The organism is Polaromonas sp. AET17H-212 (assembly GCF_002379085.1).
In the GTDB taxonomy this organism is placed as follows: Bacteria; Pseudomonadota; Gammaproteobacteria; order Burkholderiales; family Burkholderiaceae_C; genus Polaromonas.
Genome location: NZ_NBZW01000017.1, coordinates 52,323 through 69,060 on the forward strand (window position 1 = coordinate 52,323; position 16,738 = coordinate 69,060).

Below are 16,738 nucleotides of genomic sequence, written 5' to 3' on the forward strand. Positions count from 1 at the left end.
TAGATGGATAGCGCTCAGCCCCATCACGCTGCCAATAGAAGGGCCGCAAAAGCTGCTCCTGTTTCAAGCGTAGACCCCATAACGCATGCGTGACAAAAGTTGAGTAACCTGCGCGATGCCATCTATCGTTTTCATGAGATCAACGGGCCTACGCTGGTCCAGGCCCATCGCGGGGGCCATCAACCACTGCTCGGCAGCCGCGATGCTTCCGAGCTCTTCAACAGCCAGGGCGCGTACTTTGAAATCCAGCTGCATCAAGCGGCCGTAGTCTGGGCTTCCGAATTCGCGATCAACTGGAGCGATTTTTAACCATGCTTGCTCCTCAGAAGACCGCCGGAAAAATCTGGAGTGATGAAACCTTGAGTGGAAAAGTTGGCCCAAGATACGTTTTCTTTTTCTGCTACTCACTTCTGGTCTCCTTCGAATATTTTTCTCGGGCCATCGTATTCTTCTGCGCGCTGCGTGTTAGAGATCAATGCCGTCCGGAGCCTGATTTCGATCCTGGCCCTTGTGATTTGGCGTGAGTCCCATGATGGGCTCGGCGATATCAGTCGAAAATGATGTTTCTGGGTGTCGCCTGTGGCGTCCATCGGGTTGCGCAGACGCCAGGTTGTGGAAAGCACGATGTCCACCTGCGGAAATTCGCGCAGAATTCCTTCGATCGGGTTGCACAGGCAAAACTTGAACTGGACGACGCAGGGATGAGGATGGAGCGCACCATCGAAGTCAAGAAAAAGAGTCATTCAGTTTTCCCGATATTCGGTCGCCCCGTCGTCATGCGCGTCAGGTGTTGGCGGAACAAATCTTCGTCGGAAGGCATGAAGCCATCGCCACCGTCCACCTTCATGAGGTTTGGGCAACCGGGCAAGAACCATTCATCCCGATCATCCAGAGCCAGCCAGGGCGTGTGGGGCGGTCGGTTCGACCTGAGCCAGGCGCAGCATTCGAGCTCGCGCGTGTAAGGAAGAGCATCAAGCCCATTTTCCTGAAGACGCCCTAAAAATGGTGTTACGCCAACAACTCGCGGAGCAATGTCCGGAGAAAAATGGCGCCGCAGTTGCGCTACCGCGACCGCGTCGGCGTCTCCCATCCAGTCCAGGCGCCAGGTGGAAGAAATGACAATATCTACAGCGGGGAAATCCCGAAGGACGGCTTCAATAAGCGGCAATTGAGTGAAGGCCTCCTTGGGCAAGGAAGGCTCGGCGTGCAGCACGCCATCGAAGTCAAGGAAGAGAACCGGGTTCATGGCGCTACATCCTTTAACCAAGCTTTGGGAATTTGCCTGAGCGGGCCTTGCGGATCACCGCACAAAAGAATGAGGTCGTCGGTTTTCATATGGACTGATGCTCGTGGAGGTTTTCGTACAAATAATTGAATGTTCTGATGTTTGCTCTGCATTTCTTGCCCTGCTTCTAATTGATCGCTTCAGTGCAACAAAGTCAGTGGCGTTGCCAATGCTTCGTCTGCCAGCAGGACGTCTCGCGGCAAGTCCATCACGTCCACGCTGCGCCCTCCCCGCCTGACGGCCGATGCCGCCGCCGATGCGGTGGCCTGATATATCTCCCGCGCACTGAGGTGCGCCACTGCCGCGATGAAGCGCCGGTCTGGTGGTGTTCTCCAGGCGCTTCCCGAATCTTTCATCGCCTGTGCCACCACCGAAATGGCCACCAGCATCGCCTGCTCCGCCGTGGGCATGGTGATCAGGAACTCCTTCATCCGGGATCTGAGCGTGGGAGCTATCAGCCAGGGGTAGTTGGCGGTGGCAATCCAGGTAATGAAGCTGGCGTCGAGTTCGATGTCCACACTGAGGTCGCGCACCCCGACCGCTGAAACCGGTTCCAGCAAGGAGTGCAGCACCGCAGTGGGGGAAGCCATACTTCCGCTGGAGCCTTGACCCCGGCTGGCTTTGTCTAGTTCGTCCAGAATCACAACCGGATTGGCGTAATCCCCCATCGCCAGGAGCTCGAACACCAGCCCGTAGCGGGTGTTGCTCCAAGTAATTTCGGATCCCAGCAACGCCGAGGAGGTTTCTGCCTGGTCCATGGGATGTCGGCGCACCGGAACATGAAGCACGGAGGCCAAGGCCTCGCAAAAATGTGTTTTCCCAACGCCCGGGGGGCCGAACAGCATCATGGGCGGGATGCGCACGGGGCGGCGGCTGGCTTTCTGCAGGGAGATGCGGTCGGCCACGAACTGGATCACCTCCGAGAAGTGCGGGTGAGATTGTTCCAGCGCAAGTACGTCGTCGATGCTGCGAGCCAGCCCCATCCGCCGCAAGGCCCCCTTGGGTTCGAGCTGGGCGAAGAGTTTTTCGTTGCGCTTCGTCACGTCTGAGTCCGTGGCCGCCCCACCCTTTTCCAGCTTTTTGATGGCCTCGCGGCTGTAGACGGCCAATCGCCCCTTCTTGGGGAGTTCTGCGACCTGCTTGCAGAATCCCGGCGGGCTCATGATGCTCGTGGTGAGTGCACCCCGGCGCGTTGGCTGGGCTGGCTTGCCCGCAGGCGTGTCTGATCCTTGCGCGTCTTGCTCCTTTGTATCTTCCCCCGGCGGCTTTTGTTCGGATGACTGAAGGATTGAAGGCGGCGCCCGTCGATGGGTGAATCTGCCATGCTCACCTCTATGGATATTTCCCAGGTCCTCAAGTTCGTCCTTCAGCTCCACTGGTATCAGTATCCTGGGTTGGTCGGTGTAATCCAGGATGTTCCTCAAGCGCAAGTACACCGGAGATTCGAAGCGCCGGCGGCCAGGACGAGGTGGCGTTGTAAAACTCGGCGGCTTCCGCTCCTGAGATGCCTCCACAGGCTTGTCGTTGCTGGCATCGGGCGAAGCCTCCTGCTCCGACAACCGAGCGTCGGCACTTCCGCCGCCCTGGTCCGCCTGGCCCTCGCCACCGCCACCGCCACCGATCGGCAGATTGTCTTTTCTGGAATAGTTCATCGTGCACTCCTTCACTTCAAGGCGCGCAGCTTGAGGTAGTGCGCCACGCGCACCGCTTCCACGTCAGTCGGCACACCGCGCGGTCCAAAGCGGCGACTGATCTGGCCGTTCAAGCAGAACGAGATCGCCACCAGGGCCTCCGGGCGTTTCCTGACCAGCAGGGTACGCAGGCGCCGGATGAGGAGCAAGGCCTTGGGTCCCGAGTAGTTCAGGGTGTAGATCTGCTTGTTGTGCTCGAGCTTGCGCTTGACCGCATAGATCACCCCATCGACGCCCACACAGCGGCGGAAGTGTTCCAGGGTCTGCAGGCAGTTCTGGCATACGGAGACAGTGAGTCGGTAGATGGGCCTACGGTTTGCAAAAGGCTGCTTGATGATGGCAATGCAGCCGTCGCCATCGAGCATGCCGGCGGCCCACGCCAGGCTCGGGCGAGGTGCACCGGCCCCCTCATCAAATTCGTCGAGGTCTAAGCGCAGGTCGTCCGGGCTAAGGGCAATTGACGCCAACGGGATCACAGCAACGTCACCTGATTCCGCGCCGCTCTCCTTGCCCGAAGAGTCCTCACTGCCAGTCCCAAGTTTGTTCTCGATGCGGTTCTCGATACCTGCACCCGCCGCCGGCCAGTTCTGATAATTCGAGATCGCGCCCTTGATGGGGTCTCGCTCCCCAGCGTCCTCGCCGCCAAGCTGTACCGATGCGCTCTGCGCCCGGGCGCCCTGGCTTCGCATTTCATTTAACAAGTTCGACCGGGTCTGCGACAGCGCATCGCCCATCGCACAACCCATGCGGGCCAGCACCGGGTCCACCGGGCGATCACTGAATGGACCCCCTTGTTTGCTTCCGATGCGAAAGGGGCGATGTGCCTCGGTTCCCAGCAGCCCCTCCAGATAGGCAGCGTCCTCGGGCTCCAGTTCCGCGAAGCGGCTGAGCAAAGATCTCAAGAAGGCGGCGGTGCGCGGATGCGCTTGGCGGGCGTCAGCCGGCTGGATTCCATGGCCAGGGCCAGGACGGTCGGCCCCCTTCAGACCGGCCGACACTCCCGTCGCTTGCAAGGCACCCAGATCGCTGATCAGGCAAGCCAGGCGGGCCAACGATGCTTCATCGCCGTTCAGGTCCAGCGCGCAAAGCGCCATGGCCGCGCGAACACCACAGCTCAAGGTGTGCGGGCCCAGCACAATAGCCAGTTCGCCCGTGTCATCAACAATGGGTGTGAGCTTGTGCTCAATGTCCGGCCTGCTGATTGCAGCTATACAAACCGCCTGGTGCACCGGCTTCATGCTGGCCAGCACCCTGTGCAGCTCGAGTAGCAGCTGCTCAGGCAGACCCAGGTGGTCGAGCCCCCAAGGGGTGATCGCTTGACCTTTGCGAGCTACGCTCAAGCGGTGAACCGTGAGGGCGTCGTCCGGGGTGCCGGGAACGCGGCGCCTCATCAGTTTCATCTCGTACACGCCGGCCTTTGGCAGCCAGCCGGCGGCATAGGCCGTGGGGAACACCACAGTCTGGTCACCCGAACCCAGGCGGGCGAAGGACATGAAGGAATCGCAGGCATCTGAAAACTCGCCTTGGGCGGTCAGGCTCGGGTCCCTGCCGTAGGCCTGTGCGGCGCCCACATAGGCGATGACGCGCACCACCGACCAGGGATCGGCCAGGTGGCCTAAAGCGTTGACGCATTCGTCAAGCGGATCGGAGATGTAGAAGCGCGGCCCGGCGCCGGGCGAAACGGATTGCCCGAATGCATTTCCTGACGCTGCGGTAAAGCTGGCAGCGCGTGCTTTCAGCTTTTCGTTGAAGGCGCTGACGTCGGTTTCAAAAGTGTCGAAGTTGGTGAAGTTCATGGTGGTTCCGGTGTAGTGAGTTGAAGTGAATGGGCTGGGACAGGTCTGCTGTTTGCAGCTCTTCCTGGAATGGCTTTTTCGTTCGGACAAAGCTCCGCCTACCTGGCTGGTCGGGCACCTTTGCCCTGCCGGCCAGTGGATTGGGTGTATCTGTGAGGTGGCGGTTAGTCCTGTTTCAAGAACGCCGGGAGCTCCGGTCTCTTGATGAGCGACATCAGGGACGTTGAGTCGTCAGGCGCACGCCGTCGACGCAGGTCAGCCGCCGATGAGCGGGTGATCGCCTCGTCATCCGGGCCCAGTTCGTCCAGCGCGCGGATACCCTCGCCGTTGCCGGCATCCGATGCGCACGCCAGATCGACGGCGCTTGTCGAAGACGCCTTATCTGTGGGCGCCCCACTCCCTTTGGCTGTAATTGCCGGGCGTTCCTCTGGCAGCTGCACCACAATCCCGCGCACCGGCGTCACCGAGATGTGCTGCTTGAGCAAGCGCTCCATAGCCGAGCCGTCTCGTCGTGTCAGGTTAGGCACATAGCGGCTGTACACACGAAACAGCATCTCGGTGCTGGTGTGGCCGAGCTGGCGCGCAATCCACTCCGGCGCTTCGCCCGACGCCAGCCACAGCGTGGCCGCAGTGTGGCGCATCTGGTAGGCTCGACGGTGCGGTATGTCGAGGTGGCGAAGCAGCGGCGACCATACCCGGTTCAGAAAATTCTGGTTGTCGATGGGCGTCCCATTGCGGTTGCAGAAGACGAACTCCGACGTCTTGCCCGTCACCTTGAACTGCGCCTGCAGCGCATCAAAAACAAGGTCGTTCATCTGGATGTCGCGAACGCTGCCGTCGGTCTTGAGCTCGTCCTCCTCTTTAAGTACGATGGCCTCGCGCACCAGGATCAATCGGCGCTCGAAGTCGATGTACTTCCACTTCAAGCCGTGGACCTCGCCCGTGCGCATGCCGGTGAAGAAACGCACGGTGAAGTACTCGCGGTAGTCCGCCCGCGCCGTCGTGAGGATCTGCTGCACCTCTTCCAGGGTAAATGGCATCACGTCGCTGCGCTTCATCTTCAATGGCTTGATGTTGCGAAATGCCGAAGTAAACTCGAGGCGGTCGGCCGCTTCGTTGAGGATCTGCCGCAGCGGCTTCATCACGGAGTTGATGCGACGGTTGGACAATGTGTTTTGGGATTTTCGGGTGGTTACTTTGGCGAGTGTTGCCCGAAATGCCAGTACGTCTGCCTTGTTGATCTGGCCGACCTCCTTTTCTCCGAAGTAGGGATTGAGGTATTGGTCGATCGACCCGCGCTGCGTGACCTTGTAGCTGCGCCGCCACGAGACTTCCGACTCAGAGAACCACATGTCAGCGAATACCTTGAAGGTAGGTGTGCCTGTACGGGATGACGGTTGCCGTTGCAGTTCAGGCGTGGTTTCTCCTGCAACGTCTTCGACCACCGGTTGGCTTGAAGGCAGAGGTTTACCGAAGGTTTTCTGATACTCGAAGGTGCCGAGGGCGATTTCTGTCTCAACGCGGTCAAGAGCCTTTTGAAGGCGCTTGCGGTTGACCGGGGTGTCTGGCAGGGCCGTCTGCTCACGCAAGCGTTGTCCTTGAAAACCGAAGTCCAGGAACAGGAGCCCTGATTCAGTGCGGCGTCGAATGCTACCCATGGAGCGCTCCTCCATTGATCAGCGGAATGGGCGAGCTAGACATATGGGAATGGCGAGCCATGTCTTCCTGAATGTGCTCCCAGATATAAAGGGTCTTTCGACCGCCGAATGGACGGATGTAGTGACGCCCTTCGATAAGAACACTGTCCTTCAGGCGATCACGAATCGTCCTAGAGTCGTACTTGATTAACGCCGATAACTCAGCCGTTGTTAAGTAGGTTTGAGGGGTCGCCTCAGGTATAGATACTTGCATTGGTTCCTTCAATAGACGAGTTACACTTGGGAGAGCAAGTTGCTTAATTTCGGATCTTTTTGATCTCTTGTAGATCAATATATCCGATATTTGACTAATTGCAAGTCTTTTTAATCTCCAGAAGATCAATTTTTACAAAACAACGTCATGATTCGCTGCCACTTCGCCCGGCTTCTCGGGGAACGAAAGCTCAAGATTGCCGATGTGGCGAGAGACACGGGAATCAACCGCGGAACATTGACTCGGCTGTACTACGAGACAGCGGAGCGGATAGAGATGGATGTGTTGGACAAACTATGCGACTACTTCGGCATCGACTTACCTGAATTGCTCCAACGCACGACAAGCTCAGAGCCTCACGAAAAATGAAATGAAGGCCGCATATGCGTTCAGTCGAAATACTCATTTCAAATGAGAACCGCACGACCTTGAATGAGCTGACTTCGCGCCTCGTCTCCTTTCTCTTGCCGGCGTACTCGGCGTCCGCGAAACTGATCTGCACCTGATGCAAAACTGGTGTGCGGTGAGAGAAGGCGATGGAAGAAGCCCCGTACGAGATCGCCTCGCTTCGCAGCTTCTCCCGCCTGAGCCTCACACAGATCCGTCGCCGTCAGCTCAGGAAAAACATCTGCCGTGACGGTATCCAGCATGAATTTGCTTCACAGATGGCTTTGCCAACGGCCATGGCTATCACGGTGTTGCCAACCCGTGTAGGGTGCGTGAACTGGTAGCGGGTGGCTTATAACCGTGTCAGACCACCTCGTTGCCGGAAACAAGCGCCAAGGCTTTACCTGCGGTGTTGGCGAGAACAGCCTGAGCCTTACTTACCGCGTCCTCCTCTCCCGGGGTCGCTTTGCGGTAGACCGGTTCCCGGGGCTTTGGCGAAGGCGACGCCTTGTAATACCAAGCGGGCCCTGGATCAAAAAACAAAGCGTCCGGCGCAGATGGCGAGGTCTCCTGGGTCGGCAATATCTGGGCGTAGGCGCTTCCTGCAAGCGCCAGCAGCAGAAATGCCAAGGCGCGTGATTTTCTGTTGCGCTCCTTCATTTAATCCTCCCTTCTGCGGAGCGTCTGAGCGTTCACAAGGCACGCGCCCCGTTTTGTTCAACGCTGTCCACCGACGTCGCATGGTGATAGGCTGGCTGTTCTAAAAAAAGCGTCACGCATCGTGCCACCTGTATGCCCGACCATTACTACCGCCTTCGACCCATTGAAAGCCTCCTTGGCGTTCACAAGGAGCTGGAAACGCAAACGATCTACTTCGCATCGCCGGAGGAGCTCAACGACCCCATGGAAGGCTTCAAGGACCTGTTCTGGATGGGGGACGAGATTCTATGGACCAATCTCTTCAAGCACTACCTGCGCTGCGTAAGCGTGACTTTCACCCTCATCCTCTTGCTCGGCAAGGAGCCCGTGACATGGACAGACATTCCAGTCGAAGAGCCAAGCCACGCCAACGGACCGGGGGCCGATGAATTGGATGAGAAGATATTCGCGGCGTTCTTCGCGCAGCCATCCGTCGCGGAGTTCGTCAGGGGCCTGGCCCAATCGGGACACCCCATCAGGCGCGACGAGCTCTCGTCATATATACGGTTGATGCATCCCTTCGCGTCCTTGGTCGCGCAAAAGGTTTTTGCGGAGAACATGGGCGGGCCTCCTCTCGATGCTCCACCGGAAGTATGGACGGCGGTCATCGACGCTTTAGGCAACTTGCCTCTCGCGCTTCGCGAGATGGCGAAGGCGGAGAAGGATATTGGCAGCTCCCCGGAGTCTGTGGATCTTCGAGCGACGATATTCGCGATTGGTCGCAACACCGCGCGGCAAATGGATCTCATCAACCAATACAACCGCCACGAAGCTCCCGACGCGCGTGACACGCCCAACAAGACTTTTTTCTATTTTCAGTTCCCGGATGGATACGTCGATCAGCTCAGCCGACTGACGTATTCAAAGTGGCATGCCGCCTGCTTTATGTCTGACATCGGAAATTCGTCGCTTTGGGGAAGCTATGGCGACGGCCACAAAGGCGTCGCGTTGAAATTCAAAGCGCGGACCGGAGCCAGGCATCCCACCTTGGGGCTCCACGGCGTCAATGGGTGGAGCCACCAAGGGCCGCTTCGCGGGCTCATCCAACATGAATTTTTGCCCGTGACCTATGGTAATTCCCACGTGCCCATCGACTTCTTCGCATCCTTGGGAAACATGTCCATGGATAAGCTCAATCGCTATTGGTATCAGGACGCCTCGGGAGCGCGGAGCGCGCGGCCTGAAAAAATCTTCGCCGATCAGCCTGCTTGGCGAAAACAGTATTGGGACAACTACACCAGGATCATCAGCACAAAGCTGGACGACTGGAAACACGAGAAGGAACACCGGCTCATCTTCTCCAGCTCCCTGGTCGATCCGGCCAACTCAAAAGCCGAGAGGGCGTTGAAATACAACTTCGAGGATCTCTTGGGCATAGTCTTCGGGATCAAGACGAGCGAAGAGCACAAGATGGCAATCATGAAGATCATCGAGACAAAATGCAGGGCCGAAAGCAGGTTCGATTTCCTCTTCTATCAATCTCATTTTTTGCGAGATACCGGCGCCATAATCCACTCCCCGCTGTCCTTGTTGCAATTCAAGTGAGAAAGTGGCAGGCCTCCGCCGACGTTTAGTTGATCTTGCCAAATAGCCTGCCCTACCGCGAACGTCGGCGTCGAGCGCTTGAGCGACCTAGGGTCGGCGAAGACGGCGCGCGCGCCAGACACGCTCGCCGCCTTGCTCTCGATCAGCGAAGCTCCACCTCAGCATCCTCGTCGTCGTCCATATCGTCGCTGTCCATGATCGGGCCGAGAAGCGAGTCCCGACCAGGAGAATAGCGGAAACCGTCGGCCTTCATCTTCAAGACCTTTTCCTCGCTCCAGCCCTTCTTGACCATCTGGGCAACCACTTCGGCCGTGATCTCCACCGCGTCTACTTGGCCGATGACCGCTGCCATCTTCGACAGTGTTGACTGGGCCTTGTCCAGCATTTTTCTGACCTCTTCCAACGGATAGCCACCAATCGCGCGGTCGCCGATCTTAGGGTTGTTCGTTTCGAGGCGAAAGAAGTCGCCCAGAAGCTCGTAGGACCCGTCCCAAGCCACCTCGATGCGGGAGGGATCTTCCGAAATACCGATCTCCTCGCGCGCGCCCTGCCATACGAGGCACATGGCCAACTGTTCGTCAGGCTCGAGCAGCCAAGCGTCGCCAACACCCGTCGAGAAGAGCACGAATGGCGGACAGGCGACACCGGCCTGGGTCATCACGATCTTCACAACGCCTCGCTGCTCCGCGGCGATGATGGCCTCGCACTCCTCGCGGATCGAGCGCATCTGGGTCGCCGCCTTGGCGTTTTCGTTGCACTGGACGGCGTGGTGCCAGTGATCGTAGCCTGCGGCCTTGGAGACCTTGTTGAGCAAGTCGGTGTGTTTGCCTCCGCCGCTTCGTTGTAACTTCTTGGCTTGCTTGCGCAAGCGCTCGACGACGGCGTCGGACGTGGGGATGTAACGCATGACAGATTCCTTCCGTATGCGAATCGCGGGTGCTCACTGCCAGTGACTCGCCTACAAAGGGAATCAGGATTGAAGATTGTGATGAAAGTCGTCCCGCGAGGGTTTGCCATGGTGAGCAGCAGGCGTCGACATGCGCCCAGCGCAAAATATAGCGCAACCCTCCCCCTGGTGTCAAATAGACTGCTTGCCATTTAATTTGTCGACGTTAAAAATTGGGAGCTGTCGTTCGGGGGCTGCCATCCCGGCCTTAAGGGAACGCCCCGCTACACGGAGCCTGAGCCCAATTGGAGGAAGCGGCGGTTGTCATCTGGAACGAGGCCGACCTCCGCGCTTTGCCGCCCGACGAGGCGGCCGCGCGATGGCTGAGCCCCATCACCACTCCCCTGCAATGACGCGCCCGCGCAAGCTCGCCATGGACGCCTATGCATTGCCCCAGCTTTTGGACGTGTCGCCGTTTGGCTTCAAGAGCTGGCCGCCAAGGTCAAGGCTGGGTTTCCGTCGTTAGTCGAGGACCTTGGCGCGACGCGCATCGATGTGCTGGAGAAGCTCATCCTGCATCCCGCGGCGACCTACGTCATGCGGGCGTCGGGCGAGTCGATGGTGGAATACGGCATCTTCGACGGCGACACCCTCCTTGTGGACCGGGCGATCAATGAGCTCTAAGCCTTGATCAGAGGCGGCAAGCAGTCGGCGAATCGCGGCTGAATCTTGGACATCGGCGAGATAATCTCGGGGTCGCCCGTGAGGGCGGCGAGGTGCATGGCCGTCATGGTGAAGATCGCGTTCGAATCTTTCAAGAAGCGGACCATCAAGTTCTCGTCGTAGCCGGCGCTTCGCAGCTTCAACGGATGAAATCCTGAATGCACAAAGGAGTTCAGGGTCGGCAGGATCATTGCCCGGAATCCGTCGAGCATCTCAAAGCACCCCGGCGGACCAACATTCCTCATTGCTTTGATCATGGTGGTCAGACCTGGCAGCGCCTTGCCAGCGGCCAGCTCCGCGTCCAACGACACTTCGGCGTCGAGCGCCAACAAATGCTTTTCCTCGGCGGCCCATGCCAGCCAGATTGATCTCACCAGCGCCTCGAACTGGAGCCGCAACAACGACGCGGCCGACGGGTCGAAGCCTTTGGCCACCAGAGTCCGAATCGCTCGCGCGTGTTGGATGCCCAGTTCGCCAGCGCTGAAACTAAGAACCGTGTCGAGAGCCTCTTCTTGCAATTCGTAGGATTCTGGCCGCAGGAAGTCGAGCGCCGCCAAGTCGAGCTCCACTGAACGCCGGAGCATTCCTTCCAAATCCAAGGTGCGCGGATAGCTGGGCGAAAACTCGGGGGAACTCATGGGCATCAAGCATATCCTCGAATGAGCGGTTATAAGCCTTGCGCTAGCTGTGGCAGTGCCCGTGCTAAATTGGCGACGAGTAATGAAGTCAAAGCTGTCGAACTCAGCATCTTCTTCGAACCGCGCAGGTAAGGCTTTCGCGCCCTCACATTCAACAAAGGTTAGAAATGAACATTGTCACGGCTCTGAAAGCGGAAATCTCCCGCGTCGCTCGCAAGGAGGTCCGGCGCGAAACGGAGAGTTTGAAGCAATCAAGCTCTCGCAACCGCAGCGAGATCGCCGCGTTGAAGGTCCGTATCGCCGCGCTCGAACGCTCCTTGAAAGACTTTGCCAAGCCTAAGAAAGCTGCAAGCGTTGCCGCCGAAGAAGGGGGCGCGGTCCTCCGCAACCGTTTCAGCGGGTCGGGCTTGGCCAAGAAGAGAGCTGCGTTAGGACTGTCGGCCGAGGAGATGGGGCGCTTGTTGGGAGTTTCTGGCCAGTCGATCTACAAGTGGGAACAGCATAAGGCGACGCCACGGCCCTCGCAGCTCCCGGCCATCAGGGCGGCAATGAAGCTAGGAAAGCGGGCCGCGACCGCCCGCCTTTCCAACGACCCCTCATGAGCTTGTGAATCTAAGCGACGAATCAGAGAGAGCTAGGCCACCGCCAGTTCGCAGGCCAAGCGCGGGCAGGCCGTCCCCGCTCGCCATGGGCGGGCTGATCGTGCTTACTCCGGAAGCGGTCATGAAGTTGGATGGCGCGCCCATGAGGTCCGTCTTCAAGTCGATTGACAAGGAGTCGCTGTTCAAAGGGCTCGAACGAGCCAAGGCGCTCAAATTGGCGAAGTTTCCCAAATCGCTTGGCGCTCAACTGGTCGAACTTCTGGATCCCGCGCCTCCATCCCGATTCAAGAGTTTGTTCGGCCGCGCAGTCGCCGGCGATGCGGACGCAGTAGCCGAAGTCGGCGCGATGGGCGATTGGGAAGTGTTCTGTTCAACGGCAGACCCAACCACACCCCTTCGAGCCAAGATACCTTGCGACATGTTCGCTGAGGTCGCTCAAGCCAGCAAAGTAGCCGAAGCGCTAGCGCGCGAGCAGGACTTCAAGGGCCTGGCCGCCGAATGCCGTGGCAACCCCGTGCTCAACCTCTACATGTCGGAGGCGGTCCTGAGTGAAATCGGAGCCGCCGTGGAGCCATGGGAAATTGACGCGCCCCGGGTCGCGGCATTGCTCGATCTGATGGTTTCGCAGTTGGCCAAAGTCGATGTCTTCACGCGCGCGCTTCGCGGCGCCTCTCGAGAGCAGGATGGTTTCGAGTTCCTCCTGCGACGGGCAGCGAATGGCGTGTGCAAGCCCGGCCGCCAATACATCGCTTGGCTCAAGCCCCTGCTCGGTGTGAAGCAAGCTCGGGAGTTGCTGGACCTCGATCAACTTAATGCTGACCCAGTCATCGACGAATCTACGCTCAAACGCTGGCATAGCGGATCTGAGTTCCCAAGCGAGGCGAAGCTCGGCAAGTTCGTGAGTTCCATCTTTCGGAGCCAAGCGAAATCCTCGGCCAAGCGAACGTTGTTCTTGGCCGAGGAGAATTACCACGCGGCGCGTCGTCTCGACCAAGTGCTCGGCCTGTTCAGAAGCATCTCGTCGAACGCGGCCCGCTTGGACAGAGCCGAGCGGTGGCGGTTGCTGACTGGGGCGTCGGATGCCGACACGTGGGTCGCGACCAGATACTGCGCATGGTTGCGCCACTGGGAGGCGTCGTCGTCCCCAGGCCCTGGTCAGGCCTCCTAACCCCTCGGCTTCGGCGCGCTGTTGTCGCGAGGGCCGCCGGACTTCATCCCAAAATTCTTACTTGGAAGTCCGGGGGTTCCAGGCGGCCGGGCTGGCGATGCTGGCTGGGGGGATTTGGCGTTTGCTTGTTTGGTCATGAATGCTCCTGGTGGTTGCGACGAAACTGCTTCGTCGCTGGCAGGATGGTCCCAAGAACCAACTGAAACGTCAGTGGCACAATTTGGAAACTTTTAGTCCGCGGCTGTTTTGGGCCACGTCCCGATACTGGCGCCAAAACTAGGCGGCAACGCACGAGCGCCAAGCTCGCAAGCCGTATTTGAGCCGTGTTTGCCCACGGCGTAAACACGGCGCACCTTGGTGCGTCGGGTATATGGATAGCCTATGTACGAGAAATTGCCTCCCTCTCCAGTCGCAGCACCCGAGCTTGGCGCAGTGCCCGCTGTGCAGCCCCCGGAAGGCATCCGACCCATCGCCACGACGCCAGCCCAAATGTCGCCCGAAGACGTTGCAGTGCTTGTCCGCACTATTGGCGAAGTCGTCACCCATCCTGCGTTCTTGCGGGGAGTCGGAGCGGTCGTTGAGCAGATCAAAGAGCTCTGGAACGCAGCGCGCCCCGCGCTGGCCGCCGTCGGCTCCGTCGTGATGTTCCTGGGCGAAGCCATGATCAAAGTTCCTGCGGAACTCCGCGTTTCGGTCCTGCACCTCGCGCGACGCGGCTGGTTCTTCGATCCGCACATGCCGCTGCAAAACATGTGGACAGCCAGGGCGTTGATCGATTCGGGCAAGCCCGAAGAAGCTGATGCATACATGGCGGCTCATTTCGAAGGACGCTTGGACGAAATCGAAGCCGAACTCGCGGCGGCATTGCCAGCGCGCGCGTCAAAGTTCAAATCCGCCTTCGCCGCTCACCGGAGAGAGGAATACGACCTTTCCATTCTTGCATTCATGGCGCAAGCCGACGGCGTGAGCGCTGAGCTGCGCGGCGGACACTTCTTCTTAAAAAATCGAGGCACCCGCAAGCCGGAGACGGCCGGCTACGCCTCAGGCTTCGAAGCCAACTTCATCGACCAAATCGCCCATCTCGCCCTGGTCGAGGACTTGCCAATCCGGGAGCAAATGCGTCTGAGGGACGCCAACGGATCGACGGGTTTGAACCGCCACGCTGTGATGCACGGCGCATCCCTGGATTACGACACCAAGGAGAACAGCCTGCGCGCCCTGTCGCTTTTGAACTATGTCGCCGTCGCGCTGAACTTAGGCGACGGATCTGCGCTGGTTGAAGCCGGCAAATCTCCTTTGGCCTCCATCGCGAAGGCGGCCGCTCCATCGGCGGCGGCCCTCGACGCCATGCCCAAACCGCCAGCTGGCTAATCCTCGTCTAGCAGCGTGCGTCCGTCCCCAAGCCGAAAACTTGGCAGAGCCAGCAGCCGCACTGCCATTGAGATCGCGAAGGTGGCGTCAGAAATCAAGTGCTCCCGCGCTGGCATCCGAGTATCGATCGCCCTGCGCTCCAAGTTCGCTTCGTCATTGACATCGCGGTAGTGGGAGAGCGGATTTCGAAGCGACATGAGCCGGTCGAGGTCTTCGGCGTCGCGCTTTGATATCACCCCTTCGTCGAGGCACCGTTTGAGGGTCTGCTCGAATCTGACCTTCTTGGGCAGCGGCTTGGCGTCCATGCCCATCGCCAAGTGCGAGGCCAACATGTGTTCGGCCATCCCTTGGCAGAGCATGACGGTCGCGACAAAGTTGCCGTGCACGAAGCTTGAACGAGCCTCGAGCCACGAAGAAAACGCCGCGCCGCCGGGGATCATCGCGCTCTCGGTCCCCTGTTCTACTGTGAGGTCGGCAAGTTGCCTGAAACGCGCGACCTTTCCAGCCACGTCGTCGTGAAGATCGACGATCAGGTGGCGGAAGAAATCCACATCCGCCAACGGCGAGAACAAGCTGTCTTGGGCTGTCATGGTGGCGCCTCCTTTGGCAAATCCAATACTGGTCAAATATACAGCCTTGGTTTATGCTTCGACCGTGACTGAAACCGTTGATGAACGGCTGTTGGTGGCCGACCCGCAAATCGACGAGGTGATGGACCTCGCGACGGGAGAGATCGCGCCGGCCGAATCGTGGGTCTCCGGCGACTATCAGCAAGTCCTCGAACTGAGGATGCGTTTGATGCAGGACCTGCAAGCGAATCGTCCGCTGCTCGCCTGCCCCATGTGCGCCGTCCCCGTGCACCTGGTCAGCCTCGCGGCCGAGCGCCGCTTCTACTTTCGCCACGAGACCGAGGATGGGCGCTGCCCGGCGCGGACGAAGGGGCGGCTGTCCGGCGAGCAAATCCTGGCGTTGAAATACGACGGCGCGCGCGAGTCGCAGGCGCACCGCGACATGAAGGACGTGATCGCCGCGAGCCTGCGCTGCGACCCAGACTTCTCCCAGATCGAGATCGAACCGACCTGGAAGGGAATCGACGCCAATTCGCGTCGTCGCCCTGACGTGCGGGCGGTGTGGAAGGGCCATCTGCCCGTCGCCTTCGAGGTCCAACTCTCCACCACATTCCTGCGCGTGATCGCTCAGCGCCGCCAGTTCTACCTGCGAAACGGCGGGTTGCTCCTGTGGGTTTTCAAGGACTTCGACATGGGCGACGCGCGTCTCACTCAGGACGACATCTTCTACAACAACAACCGCAACGCCTTCGTGGCCTCCCCGGGCACGCTCGCGGCTTCGCGCGAGGCCGGAAACCTCGTCTTGGACTGCGTGTGGTCCGAGCCGTCCATCGAGCTCGGGCAGCTTGGCTGGCGGCAGTTTCATCGGCACGCGTCTTTTGGCGAGCTGACCATCGACCAGGCCGCGCAGCGGGTCTTCCTGTTCGACGCCGACGGCGAGAAGACTCAGCTCCTGGGCGGCTACGCCGACGCGGAGCTACGCGGCGCGTTTCGGTCCTACTGGCTCAGGCAGCCGAACAGCTACGACGAGGATCTCTGGACCGAATTGGTGGAGAGCTTCGAGGCGCGCGGGATTGAACTTCCGACCCATCCAGGCATGGGCCAGGGCCTCTACGCCCTTCTGGACACCCTATACACGGTCAAGGAAGGCCGCGCGGTGGGGTGGCGCTACGACACCCTGGTCAAGCTCGCCCACCACATCTTCGAAAGGCACAGAGGCCACCTCTGGATGTTCAAACTGATGCTGGCCGCGCACGACCGAGGCGCGCAAATCAAACGCGAGGACACCACACGCAAGTGGCGCGCGAAAGTTCCCGTCTACCGCGAGGCGTGGGCCTCTGGCGACAAAGACTTCGACCACGACGACGCTTGGGACGACTTGGTCGCCTTTCTGTTTCCCGAAATCGCAAATGAACTTGGGACCACGCCCCACTGAACGTTTTATCAACGACGAGCGAAGGAGCTTGC

19 protein-coding genes are annotated in these 16,738 nt (G+C 59.5%); 8 read left to right on the forward strand and 11 right to left on the reverse strand.

Annotation, left to right across the window (positions count from 1 at the left end):
• Positions 1 to 63: 63 nt before the first annotated feature.
• The 7 genes from B7G53_RS23025 to B7G53_RS23220 form a co-directional block, all read right to left on the reverse strand.
• Positions 64 to 408, reverse strand: a complete 345-nt coding sequence (locus B7G53_RS23025) for an MbcA/ParS/Xre antitoxin family protein (protein WP_217992618.1) — start codon at positions 406 to 408, stop codon at positions 64 to 66.
• Positions 405 to 743: an HAD domain-containing protein gene (locus B7G53_RS14090; protein ID WP_096668721.1), complete on the reverse strand. Its 339-nt coding sequence runs from the start codon at positions 741 to 743 to the stop codon at positions 405 to 407. The genes B7G53_RS23025 and B7G53_RS14090 overlap by 4 nt, the downstream gene beginning before the upstream one ends.
• Entirely contained in the window at positions 740 to 1,246 is a 507-nt protein-coding gene (locus B7G53_RS14095) for an HAD domain-containing protein (RefSeq protein ID WP_096668723.1), read from the reverse strand. The genes B7G53_RS14090 and B7G53_RS14095 overlap by 4 nt, the downstream gene beginning before the upstream one ends.
• 179 nt (positions 1,247 to 1,425) lie before the next feature.
• Positions 1,426 to 2,937, reverse strand: coding sequence for an AAA family ATPase (locus B7G53_RS14100; protein WP_096668725.1), 1,512 nt, complete (start codon positions 2,935 to 2,937; stop codon positions 1,426 to 1,428).
• Positions 2,938 to 2,948: 11 nt separating this feature from the next.
• Positions 2,949 to 4,772: a hypothetical protein gene (locus B7G53_RS14105; RefSeq protein WP_096668727.1), complete on the reverse strand. Its 1,824-nt coding sequence runs from the start codon at positions 4,770 to 4,772 to the stop codon at positions 2,949 to 2,951.
• Between the two features lie 164 nt (positions 4,773 to 4,936).
• Entirely contained in the window at positions 4,937 to 6,430 is a 1,494-nt protein-coding gene (locus B7G53_RS14110; RefSeq protein ID WP_096668729.1) for an Arm DNA-binding domain-containing protein, read from the reverse strand.
• Complete coding sequence (locus tag B7G53_RS23220) at positions 6,423 to 6,683, reverse strand: hypothetical protein (RefSeq protein ID WP_096668731.1); 261 nt, start codon at positions 6,681 to 6,683, stop codon at positions 6,423 to 6,425. The genes B7G53_RS14110 and B7G53_RS23220 overlap by 8 nt, the downstream gene beginning before the upstream one ends.
• A gap of 147 nt (positions 6,684 to 6,830) precedes the next feature.
• Here B7G53_RS23220 and B7G53_RS14120 point away from each other — a divergent pair, with 147 nt between their 5' ends.
• Entirely contained in the window at positions 6,831 to 7,052 is a 222-nt protein-coding gene (locus B7G53_RS14120) for a helix-turn-helix domain-containing protein (protein WP_096668733.1), read from the forward strand.
• A gap of 167 nt (positions 7,053 to 7,219) precedes the next feature.
• Positions 7,220 to 7,414, forward strand: coding sequence for a hypothetical protein (locus B7G53_RS14125; protein WP_096668735.1), 195 nt, complete (start codon positions 7,220 to 7,222; stop codon positions 7,412 to 7,414).
• 19 nt (positions 7,415 to 7,433) lie between these two features.
• On the opposite strand, the gene B7G53_RS14130 is transcribed toward B7G53_RS14125, so the two are convergent.
• On the reverse strand, positions 7,434 to 7,730 hold the full coding sequence (locus B7G53_RS14130; protein WP_096668737.1) for a hypothetical protein: 297 nt from the start codon (positions 7,728 to 7,730) through the stop codon (positions 7,434 to 7,436).
• A 132-nt stretch (positions 7,731 to 7,862) separates the two neighbouring features.
• Between B7G53_RS14130 and B7G53_RS14135 the strand changes: the two genes are divergently transcribed.
• On the forward strand, positions 7,863 to 9,314 hold the full coding sequence (locus B7G53_RS14135) for a DUF2971 domain-containing protein (protein WP_096668739.1): 1,452 nt from the start codon (positions 7,863 to 7,865) through the stop codon (positions 9,312 to 9,314).
• Positions 9,315 to 9,456: 142 nt separating this feature from the next.
• On the opposite strand, the gene B7G53_RS14140 is transcribed toward B7G53_RS14135, so the two are convergent.
• Complete coding sequence (locus tag B7G53_RS14140; RefSeq protein WP_096668741.1) at positions 9,457 to 10,221, reverse strand: hypothetical protein; 765 nt, start codon at positions 10,219 to 10,221, stop codon at positions 9,457 to 9,459.
• 468 nt (positions 10,222 to 10,689) lie between these two features.
• On the opposite strand from B7G53_RS14140, the gene B7G53_RS23225 reads away from it, so the two are divergent.
• Entirely contained in the window at positions 10,690 to 10,884 is a 195-nt protein-coding gene (locus tag B7G53_RS23225) for a S24 family peptidase (RefSeq protein ID WP_255250018.1), read from the forward strand.
• On the opposite strand, the gene B7G53_RS14145 is transcribed toward B7G53_RS23225, so the two are convergent.
• Positions 10,881 to 11,561, reverse strand: coding sequence for a DUF6988 family protein (locus B7G53_RS14145; RefSeq protein ID WP_141396344.1), 681 nt, complete (start codon positions 11,559 to 11,561; stop codon positions 10,881 to 10,883). The genes B7G53_RS23225 and B7G53_RS14145 overlap by 4 nt on opposite strands.
• A gap of 167 nt (positions 11,562 to 11,728) precedes the next feature.
• On the opposite strand from B7G53_RS14145, the gene B7G53_RS14150 reads away from it, so the two are divergent.
• The 3 genes from B7G53_RS14150 to B7G53_RS14160 all read left to right on the forward strand — a co-directional run bounded on the left by B7G53_RS14150 (position 11,729) and on the right by B7G53_RS14160 (position 14,702).
• Positions 11,729 to 12,163, forward strand: a complete 435-nt coding sequence (locus B7G53_RS14150; protein ID WP_096668745.1) for a helix-turn-helix domain-containing protein — start codon at positions 11,729 to 11,731, stop codon at positions 12,161 to 12,163.
• Between the two features lie 85 nt (positions 12,164 to 12,248).
• The gene (locus B7G53_RS14155; RefSeq protein WP_096668747.1) at positions 12,249 to 13,331 is read left to right on the forward strand and encodes a hypothetical protein; all 1,083 of its coding nucleotides are present in this window, start codon (positions 12,249 to 12,251) and stop codon (positions 13,329 to 13,331) included.
• Between the two features lie 489 nt (positions 13,332 to 13,820).
• Entirely contained in the window at positions 13,821 to 14,702 is an 882-nt protein-coding gene (locus tag B7G53_RS14160) for a hypothetical protein (protein ID WP_096668749.1), read from the forward strand.
• On the opposite strand, the gene B7G53_RS14165 is transcribed toward B7G53_RS14160, so the two are convergent.
• On the reverse strand, positions 14,699 to 15,292 hold the full coding sequence (locus B7G53_RS14165) for a hypothetical protein (protein WP_096668751.1): 594 nt from the start codon (positions 15,290 to 15,292) through the stop codon (positions 14,699 to 14,701). The genes B7G53_RS14160 and B7G53_RS14165 overlap by 4 nt on opposite strands.
• Before the next feature lie 64 nt (positions 15,293 to 15,356).
• On the opposite strand from B7G53_RS14165, the gene B7G53_RS14170 reads away from it, so the two are divergent.
• The gene (locus tag B7G53_RS14170) at positions 15,357 to 16,706 is read left to right on the forward strand and encodes a DUF6035 family protein (protein ID WP_141396345.1); all 1,350 of its coding nucleotides are present in this window, start codon (positions 15,357 to 15,359) and stop codon (positions 16,704 to 16,706) included.
• Positions 16,707 to 16,738: the final 32 nt, after the last annotated feature.

Bases quoted from the DNA above. Each gene is read 5' to 3' on its own strand.
- B7G53_RS14090 (WP_096668721.1), bottom strand. From the start codon at position 743: ATGACTCTTTTTCTTGACTTCGATGGTGCGCTCCATCCTCATCCCTGC.
- B7G53_RS14095 (WP_096668723.1), bottom strand. From the start codon at position 1,246: ATGAACCCGGTTCTCTTCCTTGACTTCGATGGCGTGCTGCACGCCGAG.
- B7G53_RS14100 (WP_096668725.1), bottom strand. From the start codon at position 2,937: ATGAACTATTCCAGAAAAGACAATCTGCCGATCGGTGGCGGTGGCGGT.
- B7G53_RS14105 (WP_096668727.1), bottom strand. From the start codon at position 4,772: ATGAACTTCACCAACTTCGACACTTTTGAAACCGACGTCAGCGCCTTC.
- B7G53_RS14110 (WP_096668729.1), bottom strand. From the start codon at position 6,430: ATGGGTAGCATTCGACGCCGCACTGAATCAGGGCTCCTGTTCCTGGAC.
- B7G53_RS23220 (WP_096668731.1), bottom strand. From the start codon at position 6,683: ATGCAAGTATCTATACCTGAGGCGACCCCTCAAACCTACTTAACAACG.
- B7G53_RS14120 (WP_096668733.1), top strand. From the start codon at position 6,831: ATGATTCGCTGCCACTTCGCCCGGCTTCTCGGGGAACGAAAGCTCAAG.
- B7G53_RS14125 (WP_096668735.1), top strand. From the start codon at position 7,220: ATGGAAGAAGCCCCGTACGAGATCGCCTCGCTTCGCAGCTTCTCCCGC.
- B7G53_RS14130 (WP_096668737.1), bottom strand. From the start codon at position 7,730: ATGAAGGAGCGCAACAGAAAATCACGCGCCTTGGCATTTCTGCTGCTG.
- B7G53_RS14135 (WP_096668739.1), top strand. From the start codon at position 7,863: ATGCCCGACCATTACTACCGCCTTCGACCCATTGAAAGCCTCCTTGGC.
- B7G53_RS14140 (WP_096668741.1), bottom strand. From the start codon at position 10,221: ATGCGTTACATCCCCACGTCCGACGCCGTCGTCGAGCGCTTGCGCAAG.
- B7G53_RS14145 (WP_141396344.1), bottom strand. From the start codon at position 11,561: ATGAGTTCCCCCGAGTTTTCGCCCAGCTATCCGCGCACCTTGGATTTG.
- B7G53_RS14150 (WP_096668745.1), top strand. From the start codon at position 11,729: ATGAACATTGTCACGGCTCTGAAAGCGGAAATCTCCCGCGTCGCTCGC.
- B7G53_RS14155 (WP_096668747.1), top strand. From the start codon at position 12,249: ATGGGCGGGCTGATCGTGCTTACTCCGGAAGCGGTCATGAAGTTGGAT.
- B7G53_RS14160 (WP_096668749.1), top strand. From the start codon at position 13,821: ATGTCGCCCGAAGACGTTGCAGTGCTTGTCCGCACTATTGGCGAAGTC.
- B7G53_RS14165 (WP_096668751.1), bottom strand. From the start codon at position 15,292: ATGACAGCCCAAGACAGCTTGTTCTCGCCGTTGGCGGATGTGGATTTC.